Here is a 14,497-nt window from a genome sequence, read left to right as displayed (position 1 = left end):
CCCCGGCCGTCGCGCCGGTGAAATCGCCGGGTCGGGATCAGCCCAGGTCGAGTTGGCCGAGTTCGCCGCGCGAGCTGACCCCGGTCTTGGTGAAGACGTTGCGCAGGTGGAAGTCGATCGTGCGCGGGCTCAGGAAGAGTCGGGCGGCGACATCGCGGTTGGACAGCCCGTCGGCGACGAGGCGCGCCACCTGGCGCTCCTGCGCCGTCAGGTCGGTGGCCGTCGACTCGTCGCGTCGGCGGGCCGATTCGCCGGACGCCCGCAGCTCGCGCCGCGCCCGCTCGGCCCACGGACCGGCCCGGACGTCCTCGAAGGTGCTCAGCGCGGCTCGCAGGTGTTCGCGCGCGTCGACCCGGCGCCGGGCGCGGCGCAGGAACGCCCCGTAGGCCAGCTCGATGCGGGCGGCCTCGAAGGGCGGGCCCGCGCCCGCCTGGTGCTCCAGGGCCGCGACGAAATGAGGCTCCGCCGCCACGGCGTCCGCGAGCAGCGCGCGACCGAACGCGACAACCACTCGGGCGCGGGGCGAGTCGACCTCGTCGGCGAAGCGGGCGAACTCGGCCAACCAGGTCGCGGCCCGGGCGGGTCGGTCGGCCCGCACCGCGACCTCGAGCCGGTCGAAGGCCGCGAGCCGGACGAGCGACGGCTGCTGCATGCGTTCGAGGTGGTGCAGGGCGTCGCCGGGTCGCTCGGCCAGCGTCGCGTGGCAGGCCCGGGCCCACTGCCGGACGTCCTCGACCAGCACGCCCAGGATCCCCGCGGTGCTCGGGCCGCTCATCACGTCGTCGACCTGCAGGATCAGCTCGTCGTAGGCGGGGTCGCCGCGCTGGGCGGCGATCAGGGCCAGCTGCGCGAGGGGCATCGCGGTGAGCGAGGCCTGGCCGAGACTGCTCGCCAGGCCGAGCGCCTCGGTGGCGTTGTCGCCCGCGCTGACCCAGTGGCCGCCGGCCAGGTCGGCGAGAGCGAGACGCGGCAGGGCGAACAGCACAAGCGCGACGGCGTCGTCGTCGCGCGATCGCGCGAGCAGTCGAGTGAAGCTGCGCCGGAAGGCGTCGTCGTCACCGAGGTGGAACGCGGCGATGCCCATGTTGGTGAGCAGGTCGGTCTCGCTGAGATCGTGCCCGGCCGCCAGCGCGGCCGACAGGGGGACGACGGCCCGATGCAGGTCGCCGGTCAGCAGCGCGTGCAGACCGACGAGCAGGCCGGTGATGCAGCGCTCCCGGTCGTCGGCCTCGGCCGCGCCACGCACCTCGCCGGGGTCGAGGTCGGTCCGTTCCAGCGGGCGGACGAACGTCGACGCGGCGGTGGCCTGCATCGCGATCTCGCGCGCCTTGCGGGCATCGGTCGGCGCGACCGCACGGGCGGCGTTCGTCCAGATCCGGATCGCGGCCGCGACCGAGCCGACGTTGAGCTCGACCCGCCCTCGCAGCCGGTCGATCTCGGCGTGGAGCAGAGGGTCCGCCGTGCGCCGGCGGGCGTCGTCGGCCAGAAGGGATGCCCGCGCCATCTGGCCGCCCAACCACGCGTTCGTGGCCGCGACGAGCAGCCGGCGAGCCCGTTCGGTATCGTCGGCCGTGAGCTCGGCGGCTCGCTCCGCGGCCGCGCTCGCCGCCTCGTAACCGCCCCGGCGGGCCGCCCGATCGGCCGCGGCGTCGAGGTCGGCCGCCACGGCCTCGTCCGGGTGGTCCACCGCCCGGGCGCGGTGCCAGACCCGCCGGTCGACGTCGTCGTCGCTCACCATCACCTCGGCGAGGGCGGCATGGGCTCGGGAGCGGGCTGAACTCGTCGCGCCCTGGTAGATCGCCGATCGCACGAGCGGGTGCCGCAGCTCGACGGTCACGCCGGAGACCGTCAGGAGGCCGGAGCGCTCGGCCTCGTCGAGCGCATCCGCTCCGACGTCGAGCCGCGCCGCGGCCGCGCGGACGGTGGCCGACTGCGTGGAGTCGTCGGTGGCCGCGACCAGCAGCAGCGTCTGGGCGCCGGTGCTGAGGTGCCGGCACCGCTCGAGGAACACCCGTTGGACGTCGGCGGTGAGCGGGAGCGGGGTCGGCAGCGGCGCCCGGCCGCTCAGCTGAGTGGCGGACAGTGCCTTCGGCAGCTCGACCAGCGCGAGGGCGTTGCCGTCGGTCTGGCGCACCAGCGCGTCGCGGACGTCAGGCGGCACGGGCGTCGAGGCGTACTCGTCGAGCAGGTCGCCGGCCGCAGCGGCGTCCAGACCGCCGATGACGAGCTCCGGGATGCCGATCCCGTCGAAGCGACGCACGTCGCCCTCCCGCGCGGCGAACAGCAGCGCGATCCGCTCCGGGCCGAGCCGCCGGGCCACGAAGGCCAGCGCGGCCGCCGATGCGTCGTCCAGCCAGTGGGCGTCGTCGATCACGCACAGGACGGGGGACTGCTCGGCCAGTTCGGACAGCAGCGACAGCACGGCCACGAAGATGACGAAGCGGTCGCCGACGGGCTCGGCCGTCTCGCCGAAGGCCCGCCGCAGCGCCCGCGCCTGCGCGACGGGCAGTCGCTCCGCGTGGGCCATCGCCGGCCGGAGCAACCGGTGCAGGGCGGCGAAGGCCAGCGGCGACTCCGACTCGATGCCCTGGGTCGAGAGGATCTGCGCGCCCTCGGCGCGGCTGACGCTGTCCTGCAGCAGGCTCGACTTGCCCACCCCGGGCTCACCGCGCAGCACGAGACTGCCCCCGGTCAAGGCCCAGGCGGCGTCGAGCAGGGCGCCGATCCGGGCCCGTTCCCGCTCGCGACCGTGCAGCATGCCGGCAGCCTAGAGCGCACTCGGCGCGGCAGCCGGCCGACGACGTCGTGCCGACGCGGGACTTGCCACCGGGCCGTGACGGGAGAACCGTAGGACCGTCTGGTGGAGCCCACCAGGGGCGCCGCCCTGGTCCGCAGGAGGTGGGCGATGTTCGCTCGTTCGACCTCGTTGAACGCACGGCCCGCGATGATCGACGCCGGTGTGGCGCACGTCCGGGACACGGTGATGCCGGCCCTGTCGCACCTCGAGGGCTACCTCGGGCTGTCGATGATGATGGAACGCGAATCGGGACGCGGCATCGTGACGTCCGCCTGGCGTTCGGAGCCCGCGATGCGCAGCAGCGGCGAGCGTGCCGCCACGATCCGCGACGACGCCGCACGCGTCTTCGGCGCCGCGACGACCGAGGTCGAGGAGTGGGAGGTCGCGGTCATGCACCGGGCCCACCACACGCGGGAGGGCACCTGGATGCGGACCACCTGGCTCGGGCTCGAGGCCGCCGACCTCGACGGTGTCGTCGAGATGTTCAAGACCGGGACGCTGGCCAAGATCGAGGACCTGCCCGGCTTCTGCAGCGCGAGCCTGATGCTCAACCGGGCCGACTTGCGCGCGGTCACGACGGTCGGCTACGACGACCGCAGCTCGCTGGAGTACAGCCGGGAGGGCGCGAACGCGGTCCGCGACGAGGCCGCCCGCCAGATGGACGCGCACCTGCTCGGGGTCGCCGAGTTCGAACTCGTCGTGGCCCACCTGCACATCCCCGAAATGGTCTGACCCGGAAAGCTGTTGACCGCGAGTAGATACGCGGTGTACACACTCGGGTATGACGGTGCCGCTCACCTTGCTCGGACTGCTGGAACGCGAGCCCAGCCACGGCTACGACCTCAAGCGCGACTACGACGCGTTCTTCGGGCGCGGGAAGCCGCTGCCGTTCGGCCAGGTCTACTCGACGCTGGGAAGGCTGGCCCGCGACGGCAAGGTCGTCATGGGCGAGGCCGAGGCCGGCGCCGGGCCGGATCGCAAGCGGTACGTGATCACCGAGCAGGGCGCCACCGAGGTGCAGACGTGGCTGGGTGAACCCGTCGAGCCGGAGCCGCACCTGCAGACCGTGTTGTTCGCCAAGGTCGTGCTGTCGCTGATGCTCGACCGGTCGGCCGAGACGTACCTCGACCGCCAGCGGGCGGCGCACCTGCAGCGCATGCGGGAACTCACCGAGGTGCGTCGCACCGGCAACGCGGTCGACGCCCTGCTCGCCGACCACGGGCTCTTCCACCTGGAGGCCGATCTGCGGTGGATCGATCTGACGGCCGCCCGGCTCGATGCCCTGGCCGGTCTGGTGAAGCGATGACCGGCGGCCGGGCGCTCGTCGTGGCCGAGGACCTCTGCCTGTCCTTCGGTGCGACACCCGCGCTGCGCGGGGCGAGTATCGCCGTCACCGCCGGAGAGATCGTGGCCGTGATGGGACCGAGCGGTTCGGGCAAGTCGACCCTGCTGCACTGCCTCGCCGGCATCCTCGTGCCCGATTCCGGCGAGATCACCTTCGACGGCCGGCGCGTCGACCGGCTGCCCGAGCAGGAGCGCAGCGCGCTGCGTCGCGATCGCTTCGGATTCGTGTTCCAGTTCGGCCAACTCGTGCCCGAGCTGACCGCGGAGGAGAACGTCGCGCTGCCGCTCCTGCTCCGGGGCACGCGCCGGGCCGAGGCGCTGACCGCAGCCCGCACCTGGTTCGACCGGCTCGACCTCGACGGCCTGGAGCGACGTCGCTCGGGGGAGCTGTCCGGCGGCCAGGCCCAGCGCGTGGCGCTGGCCCGCGGCCTGGTCGCGCGGCCGGCCGTGCTCTTCGCCGACGAGCCCACCGGATCGCTGGACTCGCTGACCGGCGAGCAGGTCATGGACCTGCTGTCGGGGGCGGCCCGCGAGGAGGGGACGACGGTCGTGCTGGTCACCCACGAGCCGCGGGTGGCCGCCTACGCCGACCGCGAGATCATCGTCCGCGACGGCAAGGCGACCGCGCTGTCCGCCGCCCTCGCCCCATGATCCGGCTCGGCCTGCGCCTCACCCTCGGCGGCGGGAGGGAGGCGGCCGCTCGCCTGGTCATGATCGCCGTCGCGGTCGCGGTCGGCACGGTCCTGCTGCTGACCACCCTCGCCGGCCTCAACGCGGTGAACCGTCAGAACGCCCGCTATGCGTGGCTGGAGACCGGCTTCGCCACCCCGACGCACACCTCCGTCCGGGCCACGACCGACCCGGTGTGGTGGCGGCTGCGAGCGGACTACTTCCGAGGCGCGGAGATCGGACGCGTCGACGTCGCCGCCACCGGTGCCCGCTCGCCGGTGCCGCCCGGGCTCGACCGCCTGCCCGGGCCGGGCCAGTACTACGCCAGCCCCGCCCTGGCGGACCTGCTGCGCCGGACCCCCGCCGCCGAACTGGGCGATCGGTACCCGGGAACGCAGGTCGGCACAATCGGCGCCGCGGCACTGCCGGCCCCGGACTCGCTGGTCATCGTCGTGGGCCGCACGGTCGCCGACCTGTCCCACGACCGCGGGGCACGGCGGGTCGAGCACATCAGCACGACGAGGCCGGGCGACTGTTCCGGCGGTTGTGCCCTCGGCATCGGCATCAACTCCCGCGGCCTGACCCTGATCCTGTCCGTGGTCGTCGCCGGGCTGCTGTTCCCGGTGCTGATCTTCATCGGCAGCGCGACCCGGCTCTCGGCGGCCCGGCGCGAGCAACGCTTCGCCGCGATGCGTCTCGTCGGGGCCACCCCGCGCCAGATCTCGATCCTGTCCTCGGTCGAATCGAGCGTGGCCACCCTCGTCGGGGTCGCCGCCGGATTCGGCCTGTTCTTCCTCCTCCGGCCGGCGCTCGCCGGCATCCCGTTCACCGGGGCCCGCTTCTTCACCGGCGACCTGCTGCCCACCGGACCCGACGTGCTGCTCGTCGCCCTCGGCATCCCGATCGCGGCGGCCGTGGCCGCCCGGATCGCGCTGCGCCGGGTGACCGTCTCGCCCCTCGGCGTGACGCGTCGCGTCACCCCTCGTCCGCCGCGCGCCTGGCGGGTCGTGCCGCTGCTGGTCGGCCTCGGCGAACTCGGCTACTTCGCCTACGTCCACGACATCGGAGCCGCGACCCACGCGGACGTCAACACCGAGGTCGCCGCGTTCCTGTCCGGGATCCTGCTGACGATGATCGGGCTCGTCGTCGCCGGGCCGTGGTTCACCCGGATGGGCTCGCGGGCGCTCGCCGGGCGGGCGACGCGGCCGGCGTCGTTGATCGCCGGGCGGCGGCTGGCCGACAATCCGCAGGCCTGCTTCCGGGCGGTCAGCGGACTCGTGCTCGCCGTCTTCGTCGGAACCTGCGCGCTCGGTGTCATCACCACGATCGTCGCCTACGACGGCGGGGGCGCCGGGGCGACGGCCGGTAGCACCGGCACGCTCATCGACCAGATCCGACCGTACCCGGATCCCGGTCCCGTGCTCACCGCCGGCGACGCCGCGACCCTCGCGACGCTGGGGGCCGAAACCGGGGTCACCGGGGTCGCCCCGATCCACTATCTGGAGGACCGGCAGGCCCAGGTCCCGCCGGGTTCCAGTCCGCCCACGATCTTCTACGTCTCGTGCGCGCAGCTGGCCCCGATCCCGGCCATGGGACGCTGCCCGGTCGGCGCCCGATCCGTGACGATCTTCCCCGATTACGGCGGCGCGGTGGCCGGCCGAGCGAGCACGATGTCCGCCACCGTGTGGCCGGCGGCGGCGCTCTCGGACGCCCAGGTGCAGCGCCTGCCTGTCGACACCATCGCCGTGGGGACGGACGGTTCGACCGCCGCCGTCGAGCGGGTCCGCACCCTGCTGGACAGCGCCTACCCGGAGACGTTCGCGGCCGAGACGCTGAGCGAGATGCGGGCCGACGGCGCCCGCAAGCTCAACAGCTACAAGCGGCTCGCCGACGTCATCATCCTCACCAGCCTGCCGATCGCCGGGTGCAGCCTCGCGGTGAGCGTGGCCGGCGGCTTGGCCGAGCGCAAGCGTCCGTTCAGCCTGCTGCGCCTGGCCGGAGCGCCGCTCGGCGTGCTGCGGCGGGTGGTCGGCCTGGAGGCCGCGGTGCCGCTGCTCCTGTCCGCCGTCGTCTCCGGGGCGACCGGCCTGCTCGCGGCGCACCTGTTCCTGCGGGCGCAGTTGCACGAGACGCTCCGCCCGCTCGGGCCCGAGTACTACGTGATCACGGCGGCCGGGTTGCTCGCCTCACTGGTCGTCATCGCCTCGACCTTCCCGCTGCTGCGGCGCATGACCGGGCCGGAGGCCGCGCGGCTGGAGTAGGCGCAGTTCGCGGTGCGCGGCGTCGAGGTCGGCCGCGGCCACGCCGCGCGGGGTCGAGGTGTAGGCCGGGGCTTCAGCGGCACCGCGGCCTGCCGATTGAGCCGGGGACGGCGGTCGATCTCCGGACCGCCGACCGGGCGAAGGGGCAGGCGACACCGATGCGCGCGCTGACGAGTGGACTGCTGACTCGCGTCGCGACCGTCGTCGGGTCCTTGACCCTGCTGGTGTTCGTGCTGACGACGGTGACGATCGACCCCGGACGGCCGGCCCGGGTGCTGGGCGCGTTGCTCAGCAGCGACGCCGGACGGAAGGTCGCGGCGCAGGTGCTCGCGGCGCAGGTCACCCGCTACGACCCGAAGCTCACCGCCGCCCAGGCGGCCACGCTCGCGAACCGGGTGGTCGCCGATCCCCGCCTGCCGAAGGCGCTGGCCGTGGCCGAGCGCGGCAATCCGGAGGCGGCCGTGACGGCGGTCCTCACCTCGGTCGGGCGCTACGACCCGGCCGCGGCGGCGGCGATCGCCCGGTACCTGCCGCGCACGTCGAGCGGCGCACCGGCCGCCGAACTCGTCCCGACGTCGGTCGGCACCCGCCTGTTCCGCTTCCGCCACCGACTCGCCACCGCCGTGCTGGACGGCCTGCTGATCGCGATCACGTCGGCGGCCGTCGCGCTGCTCGTCGCGGCCCGGCGGGATCGGGTGCTGCGCCGGCTCGGCTGGTGGTGCATCGGTGCGTCCCTCGTCCAGGTGGGCATCTGGGTCGGGCTGCCCCGGCTGCTCGATCACCTGCACGGACCGTGGCCGGCGCTGGCGGCCGTCGCGATCCGGGCCGCCGGCTCCACGATCGCCGGGGTGATGGTGACGCTGCTCCTCAGCGGTGCCGCCCTGCTCGGCGTCGGTTACTTCGGCCGGATGCTGCAGCGGGCGGTGCTGCCGACCGCATCGCCCGTCCCGGCACCGGCCCCGCCGTCGCCCCGCGCCCCGGGGCGGACGCCGCTCGGGTCCTACCGGGCTCCGAGCGATCCCACCACCTCGACCCGCAGTTGGACGGCGTGACCGGCCTTCCCCGCGGGTCGATCAGGCGCGTGGCGCCGGGCGCCGTAGCGTGACCAGCGTGGGTGGGGATGGTGGTGGTCCGCGTCCGACGCGCGACCGGTTGCTCGACGCTGCCGTCCAAGCGCTCGAATCGCTGACGACCGCGGACCTGGTCACAGCGATCGGCACCCGCGAGATCGCCCGGCGGGCCGAGGTGAGCCCGGCCGCGTTCTTCCACCACTTCGGCTCGGTCGCCGAGTTCGCCGAGGCCCTCCTCGAGCACCTCTACTCGATCCCGGCCAGTCCGCTGGGATCGGCCGCCGAGCGGCTCGACGAGCTGCGCAGCTCACAGCTGCCGGTGGACACCGAGTACGAGTTCCACGAGGGCGAGTTCCTCCGGCAGGTGCAGTCCGGCGAGTCGGCCCTGCGCACTGCGCTGGCCGTACTGGGCGGACCCCAGGCCGCCACGGCGTACCGGCGATACGTGATCGCCGTCGAGGACCGCATCTCAGTCGTGTACGGCGAGGTGATCAAGTCGTGGGGGCGCGAGGCCCGACCGCCGTTCGACGTCGTCACCCTGAGCGCCCTGCACACGGCGCTGTTCTACGGCACCGTGCTGCGGCACCGGATCGACCCGGAACGCCTCGACGCCGGGCACTTCAAGCGGGCGGCGACCGCGCTGAACCTGGTGCTGCTGCGGCTGATCGGCGACCGGCACACGGTCGACGACCGGCTGACCGAGATGAACTACTACCCGCTGCGCGACGCCCGCACCGGGGTCCCTGTCCGGGGGCGCCGGGCGGTCAGCCGGGCCCGCGTGCTCGCCAGCGCCGCGTCGCTGTTCGCGTCCCACGGGTACGAGAACACGTCCATCGCCGCGATCGCCCGCGGCGCGGATGTCAGCGAGTCGACGGTCTACGAGAAGTTCGCGACGAAAGCGAGCCTGGCGTCGGCGCTGTGGAGCAAGCAGGCCGGCGACCTGCTCGCCTCCCGGGCGGACGACCCGCTGTCACCGGGGGAGGGGCTGCGCCGACTGCTGGTCGACCTGGCGCGCTTCACCGGCACGCACCTCGATCACGCGCCCTTCTACCTCAACGATCTGGTCTGTCACGCTCCCGTGCCCACCGGGGGCGACGAGGTGCGTCGCCGCGTCGGGCTCGCCGTGGCGCAGGCCCAGGACGCCGATCGGATCCGTCGCGATCTCGCCGCCGACGATCTCGCCGAGCTGATGCTGACCGTGCTCATCAGCCGGGTGATCGGCGGACCGGCCGAGCGGCCGGAGAGCGCCGTCGCCTGGGTGCTGACCGCGGTCTGCCCCCTGACGACCGAACCGACGGTCTGATCGAACGCTCAGCCGTTTCCAGCGCAATCCCACTGATCCGGGCCGGATCGGCCGAACATCAACTCCGAGTCTCTCCATTTGCTCGCACAACCGGGGTCGGCTCGTCGCGTTTGCGTGTGATCGATGTTTATCTCATCCCACCAGGCCGGTGGGGATCGGCTTCGGTGCTCTCCTCGGGAGGGAGAGGGCACCGGCTGCATGTCGGGGGGCGTGCGGGTTGGTCGATGGCGCTGGCGGTGCGATGAACGGGGGGACAACGCACCGCCAGGGCCCTCGGAACCCGATGGGGCGCGCGACGCGCCGCGCCAAGTCTTGACTCATTCAAGAAAAAGGCGGAAGACTCGGGCCGTGCCCGCTCGCTCCGCAGCATCCGCCGCCTCGGACGCCGAGGATCTGCTGCGCGGGGCCAACCTGCGGGTGACCCGCCCGCGCGTCTCCGTCCTGACCGCGGTGTCCGACAACCCCCACGCCGACACCGATCAGCTCATCGGCGCGGTGCGCGCCGATCTCGGCGACGTGTCGCACCAGGCGGTCTACGACGTGCTGCGGGTGCTGACCGCGGCCGGGCTCGTCCGCCGCATCGAGCCGGCCGGCTCGGTCGCGCGCTACGAGTCGCGGGTCGGCGACAACCACCATCACCTCGTGTGCCGCTCCTGCGGCGTGATCGCCGACGTGGACTGCGCCGTGGGCGAGACGCCGTGCCTCACCGCGGCCGACGGGCTCGGCTTCGTGATCGACGAGGCCGAGGTCACCTACTGGGGCCTGTGCCCCGCCTGTTCGTCCGCCGCTGCCATCGCAACGTCGAGTACCTGAGTCACCAATCGGAAGGAATTCCCGTGTCTGACAAGCCAGACGCCGAAGTCGGCGAGATGAACGAGCAACAGGATGCTCAGTGCCCGGTGGCCGGTGGCCGCCGCGCCTACCCGGTCGGGGGTGGGAGCAACCGTGACTGGTGGCCGAACCAGCTCAACCTGAAGATCCTGCGCAAGCACTCCGCCGTGGCCAACCCCATGGACGCCGACTTCAATTACTCGGCGGCGTTCAAGACGCTCGACCTGGACGCGGTGCGCGCCGACATCGAGCAGGTCATGACCACCTCACAGAGCTGGTGGCCGGCCGATTTCGGGCACTACGGACCGTTCTTCATCCGCATGGCCTGGCACAGTGCCGGCACCTACCGGATCAACGACGGCCGCGGTGGAGCGGGCGCGGGTATGCAGCGCTTCGCCCCGCTCAACAGCTGGCCCGACAACGGCAACCTCGACAAGGCCCGCCGCCTGCTGTGGCCGGTCAAGAAGAAGTACGGCAAGGCGCTCTCCTGGGCCGACCTCATCGTGTTCGCCGGCAACTGCGCGCTCGAGTCCATGGGCTTCGAGCCTTTCGGTTTTGCCGGTGGCCGGGCCGACGTCTGGGAGCCGGACGAGGACGTCTACTGGGGGCCGGAGCAGGAGTGGCTCGGCGACAACCGCTACACCGGCGACCGCGATCTCGAGAACCCGCTCGCCGCCGTCCAGATGGGTCTGATCTACGTCAACCCCGAGGGGCCGAACGGAGAGCCCGACCCGCTCGCGTCCGCCCGCGACATCCGCGAGACGTTCCGCCGCATGGCCATGAACGACGAGGAGACCGTCGCGCTCATCGCCGGCGGCCACACCTTCGGCAAGACGCACGGCGCGGCCGATCCCGACCGCTACGTCGGTCCGGAGCCCGAGGGTGCGCCGCTCGAGGAGCAGGGCTTGGGCTGGAAGAACAGCTTCGGTTCCGGCAAGGGCCGTGACGCGATCACCAGCGGCATCGAGGTCACCTGGACCGCGACGCCCACCCGTTGGTCGAACGGCTACTTCGACAACCTGTTCAACTACGAATGGGAGCTGACGAAGAGCCCGGCCGGCGCGAACCAGTGGCAGCCGAAGGGGGGCGCCGGTGCGAACACCGTGCCCGACCCGGAGGACGGTTCGCTGTCGCGCCCTCCGACGATGCTGACCACCGACCTGGCGCTGCGCTTCGACCCGGTCTACGAGCCGATCTCGCGCCGGTTCCACGAGCACCCGGAGGAGTTCGCCGACGCGTTCGCCCGGGCCTGGTACAAGCTCACGCACCGCGACATGGGCCCGATCCAGCGTTACCTCGGGCCGCTCGTGCCGCAGGAGGAGCTGCTCTGGCAGGACCCGGTGCCGGCGCACGAGGGCCCGCTCGTCGGCGCCGACGACATCGCCGCGCTCAAGCAGCAGATCCTCGACTCGGGGCTGTCCGTCGCGCAGCTCGTCTCGACGGCGTGGGCCTCGGCCTCGACGTTCCGGGCGAGTGACAAGCGTGGGGGCGCCAACGGGGCCCGCATCCGGCTCGAGCCGCAGAGCGGCTGGGAGGTCAACGATCCCGACGGCCTCGCGGTCGTGCTGCGTGGCCTGGAGAGCGTGCAGCAGGCGTTCAACCGCGCCGGTGGCACGCAGGTCTCGCTGGCCGACGTGATCGTGCTCGGTGGCTGCGCCGGCGTCGAGCAGGCGGCGAGGAACGCCGGGCACGACATCACCGTGCCGTTCACGCCGGGTCGCACCGACGCGTCGCAGGACAAGACCGACGTCGAGTCCTTCGCCGCCCTGGAGCCGACCTCGGACGGCTTCCGCAACTACCTCGGCAAGGGTCAGCACCTGCCGGCCGAGTACCTGCTGCTCGACCGCGCGAACCTGCTCGATCTCAGCGCACCCGAGCTGACCGTGCTCGTCGGCGGTCTGCGCGTTCTCGGGGCGAACCACAAGGGGTCCTCGCTCGGCGTGCTCACCACGCGTCCGGAGACGCTGACGAACGACTTCTTCGTCAACCTCCTTGACCTCGGCATCGAGTGGAAGCCGACGTCGGAGGACGCCGAGACGTTCGAGGCCCGCGAGCTGGGCGGCAGCGACGTCAAGTGGACGGGCAGCCGCGTCGACCTCGTGTTCGGCTCGAACTCCGAGCTGCGCGCGGTCGCGGAGGTCTACGCGAGCGACGACGCCGGCGAGAAGTTCGTGAAGGACTTCGTCCAGGCGTGGGACAAGGTCATGAACTCAGACCGCTACGACGTCCGCTGATCGACCGCACTCCGGGCCGGCCTGTTCAGGGGTCGGCCCGGAGGTATGTCCTGGGTCGTTACGGCGGGCAGGCTGACGCCATGACGTCGGAGGCCGAACCCAGCCCGCGGGCAGGACGCGAAGGTCGCCGGCCGCCTCGCGGCCCGCGGTGGCCGTCCGACTGATCACCCGCGCGCCGGTAGCGTTCGGCGGATGATCCGACCCGTCCGCACCGCCGATGTCCCGACCGTGCTGTCCCTGCTCCGCGAACTGGCCGACTTCGAGTTCGAACCCGATGCGGTCGAGGCGTCCGACGACGACCTGCGCGACGCGCTGTTCGCCGACGCACCGCTCGTCTTCGCGCACGTGGCGGTCGAGGGCGACGACGTCGTCGGCGCCGCAGTGTGGCACCCGACCTTCTCGACCTGGACCGGTCGGCCGGGCATCCACCTGACCGATCTCGTCGTGGCGGGTCGCGCCCGCACCGCCGGGCACGGCCAGGCCCTGTTCGGCGAGCTGGTCCGGATCTGTCGCGAGCGGGGCTACGCACGGCTCGACTGGGAGGTCTGCGACGCCCTCGTCGAGGCGCCTGACCGCCGCGAACCGCACGGCTTCTACGCCCGCCAGGGCGCCTCGCCCCGACCCGGCTGGACGGCCTGGCGGATGGACGCGGCCGCCCTCGCCGCGCACTGATCGATCAGTCGCCGATGGCCGAGCCCGAGCTCCAGCCGTGCCAGCGCTCGATCACCAGATGCGTGCTGACGCGCGGCCGCTCGCGGTTGCGATACGGCTGACCCGTGTAGTGCTGCGACAGGCGATCGATGTCGCGCAGCCCCTCGTCGTCGACGATCTCCGTCACGCGTCCCTGCACGCTGACGTGGGTGTACCAGTCGTGCTCGGCCAGCGCGGTCAGCGAGACGCGCGGGTCGCGGGCCAGGTGGTTGAGCCGCGCCCGGCCGGCGTCGAGGCCGAGCAGGATCGTGCCGTCGGGTTCGAGCAGGTACCAGGTCGCCACGGTGACCGGGCGGCCGTCGGCGGCGACGGTCGCCATCACCGCCGGGTTCGGCTTGGCGAGCAGATCGAGGACGTCCTGGGGGAGTGGCAGGTCGGGCACGGAACCTCCGAGGTGGGAAAGCCCCAGTATGTCCCGCCGGTCGTGCGCTGTGATGCGGAGAGCGCGCCGGCAGTGGGATACATCGTCGTTCCAAGTTGTATGACGCTGTGAACACCCAGCCCGCTCCGCCCGGTGCAGGCCGCTGACGCCCACGGATCACCCCGGGAAGCGGGGTGATGCGTGCGTGCCGAACACCACGCGTGCGGGCCAGGTCTCGGCTCCCGACCCCGTCCACGCGGAGTCGTCCTGGCCTCGGAGTTCACCTGCTCGCCCGATCGGTCACGTCGGGCAGTCGAGGCGGGAAGTCCGGGTCACGTCGCCGATGAGAGAGTGTCCGACCGGGCACCTCGACCGAGCCTCGGTCTGGCACCGATCGTGGGCTGAGTACACAAGACCGCTGAGCGGACCGCACGGTCGGACTACTCTTGGGGGCCGTCTACCGTTCGAGCCGAGCGCTCGCGGCTCAGGTACCGAACCGGCTTGCCCAGCGATTCGGCGTAGGCAATCTCCCGTCGGGTTGAGTCACCGACGTAGCCGCCCGGATCCACGACGTACACCTCGTCAGCCATGCGAATCTTCTGGAAGTGCACGTCGCCGAGCCGCCCCTTCAGGTCCGAGCTGTCGGCTGTCCAGTCGTAATTCGGCAGCTCGGGGAGGCTGAACATTCCGAGGCTGATCACCACGCAACCTTCCATCGTGAACCGCTGGTTGACCTTCGCGAACTCAGCCTCAAACCTGGTCGAGCCGCAGAGCGTGATGACCTTCCCTTCGCCACCGGCCAACCGCGATGCCTGCTGGTCCTCCATAAGGTTCATGATCGGTGAACGGCAAGACGAGTCTGTCGCCGCCCCCAGGACGTCCGCTCACGACGCGACGAGGCGCCCGTGCCGATGCC

Annotated in this window: 12 protein-coding genes; 9 read left to right on the top strand and 3 right to left on the bottom strand. The window is 72.5% G+C overall.

Annotation, left to right across the window (positions count from 1 at the left end; translation table 11 throughout):
* Positions 1-37: 37 nt before the first annotated feature.
* Positions 38-2,758 carry a LuxR family transcriptional regulator gene (locus tag VGN18_RS00775; protein ID WP_327537708.1) on the bottom strand — a complete coding sequence of 907 codons (2,721 nt, stop codon included), beginning with the start codon at positions 2,756-2,758 and terminating at the stop codon, positions 38-40.
* 147 nt (positions 2,759-2,905) lie between these two features.
* Between VGN18_RS00775 and VGN18_RS00770 the strand changes: the two genes are divergently transcribed.
* The 9 genes from VGN18_RS00770 (at position 2,906) to VGN18_RS00730 (ending at position 13,181) form a co-directional block, all read left to right on the top strand.
* A complete protein-coding gene (locus VGN18_RS00770) occupies positions 2,906-3,529 on the top strand; it encodes a hypothetical protein (protein WP_327537707.1) in 624 nt (207 codons plus the stop codon).
* A gap of 49 nt (positions 3,530-3,578) precedes the next feature.
* The gene (locus VGN18_RS00765) at positions 3,579-4,103 is read left to right on the top strand and encodes a PadR family transcriptional regulator (RefSeq protein WP_327537706.1); all 525 of its coding nucleotides are present in this window, start codon (positions 3,579-3,581) and stop codon (positions 4,101-4,103) included.
* Positions 4,100-4,792 carry an ABC transporter ATP-binding protein gene (locus VGN18_RS00760; RefSeq protein ID WP_327537705.1) on the top strand — a complete coding sequence of 231 codons (693 nt, stop codon included), beginning with the start codon at positions 4,100-4,102 and terminating at the stop codon, positions 4,790-4,792. Before VGN18_RS00765 ends, VGN18_RS00760 begins: the two co-directional genes overlap by 4 nt.
* Positions 4,789-7,071, top strand: a complete 2,283-nt coding sequence (locus VGN18_RS00755; RefSeq protein WP_327537704.1) for an ABC transporter permease — start codon at positions 4,789-4,791, stop codon at positions 7,069-7,071. Before VGN18_RS00760 ends, VGN18_RS00755 begins: the two co-directional genes overlap by 4 nt.
* 158 nt (positions 7,072-7,229) lie before the next feature.
* Entirely contained in the window at positions 7,230-8,123 is an 894-nt protein-coding gene (locus VGN18_RS00750; RefSeq protein ID WP_327537703.1) for a hypothetical protein, read from the top strand.
* Positions 8,124-8,181: 58 nt separating this feature from the next.
* Positions 8,182-9,444, top strand: coding sequence for a TetR/AcrR family transcriptional regulator (locus VGN18_RS00745; protein WP_327537702.1), 1,263 nt, complete (start codon positions 8,182-8,184; stop codon positions 9,442-9,444).
* Between the two features lie 348 nt (positions 9,445-9,792).
* A complete protein-coding gene (locus tag VGN18_RS00740; protein ID WP_327537701.1) occupies positions 9,793-10,257 on the top strand; it encodes a Fur family transcriptional regulator in 465 nt (154 codons plus the stop codon).
* 23 nt (positions 10,258-10,280) lie between these two features.
* On the top strand, positions 10,281-12,509 hold the full coding sequence (gene katG, locus VGN18_RS00735) for a catalase/peroxidase HPI (protein ID WP_327537700.1): 2,229 nt from the start codon (positions 10,281-10,283) through the stop codon (positions 12,507-12,509).
* A gap of 192 nt (positions 12,510-12,701) precedes the next feature.
* The gene (locus VGN18_RS00730; RefSeq protein WP_327537699.1) at positions 12,702-13,181 is read left to right on the top strand and encodes a GNAT family N-acetyltransferase; all 480 of its coding nucleotides are present in this window, start codon (positions 12,702-12,704) and stop codon (positions 13,179-13,181) included.
* 4 nt (positions 13,182-13,185) lie between these two features.
* Here the strand turns inward: VGN18_RS00730 and VGN18_RS00725 are convergent, their stop codons facing one another.
* Together VGN18_RS00725 and VGN18_RS00720 are read right to left on the bottom strand one after the other, a co-directional pair.
* Positions 13,186-13,602, bottom strand: a complete 417-nt coding sequence (locus VGN18_RS00725) for a PPOX class F420-dependent oxidoreductase (protein ID WP_327537698.1) — start codon at positions 13,600-13,602, stop codon at positions 13,186-13,188.
* A 419-nt stretch (positions 13,603-14,021) separates the two neighbouring features.
* The gene (locus VGN18_RS00720; RefSeq protein ID WP_327537697.1) at positions 14,022-14,408 is read right to left on the bottom strand and encodes a hypothetical protein; all 387 of its coding nucleotides are present in this window, start codon (positions 14,406-14,408) and stop codon (positions 14,022-14,024) included.
* Between the last annotated feature and the right edge of the window lie 89 nt (positions 14,409-14,497).

The sequence above is a fragment of the Jatrophihabitans sp. genome (assembly GCF_036000465.1).
In the GTDB taxonomy this organism is placed as follows: Bacteria; Actinomycetota; Actinomycetes; order Mycobacteriales; family Jatrophihabitantaceae; genus Jatrophihabitans.
Note: the sequence above shows the minus strand (reverse complement) of the source record. Positions and strands in the feature narration are given on the sequence as shown.

Bases quoted from the DNA above. Each gene is read 5' to 3' on its own strand.
- VGN18_RS00775 (WP_327537708.1), bottom strand. From the start codon at position 2,758: ATGCTGCACGGTCGCGAGCGGGAACGGGCCCGGATCGGCGCCCTGCTC.
- VGN18_RS00770 (WP_327537707.1), top strand. From the start codon at position 2,906: ATGTTCGCTCGTTCGACCTCGTTGAACGCACGGCCCGCGATGATCGAC.
- VGN18_RS00765 (WP_327537706.1), top strand. From the start codon at position 3,579: ATGACGGTGCCGCTCACCTTGCTCGGACTGCTGGAACGCGAGCCCAGC.
- VGN18_RS00760 (WP_327537705.1), top strand. From the start codon at position 4,100: ATGACCGGCGGCCGGGCGCTCGTCGTGGCCGAGGACCTCTGCCTGTCC.
- VGN18_RS00755 (WP_327537704.1), top strand. From the start codon at position 4,789: ATGATCCGGCTCGGCCTGCGCCTCACCCTCGGCGGCGGGAGGGAGGCG.
- VGN18_RS00750 (WP_327537703.1), top strand. From the start codon at position 7,230: ATGCGCGCGCTGACGAGTGGACTGCTGACTCGCGTCGCGACCGTCGTC.
- VGN18_RS00730 (WP_327537699.1), top strand. From the start codon at position 12,702: ATGATCCGACCCGTCCGCACCGCCGATGTCCCGACCGTGCTGTCCCTG.
- VGN18_RS00720 (WP_327537697.1), bottom strand. From the start codon at position 14,408: ATGGAGGACCAGCAGGCATCGCGGTTGGCCGGTGGCGAAGGGAAGGTC.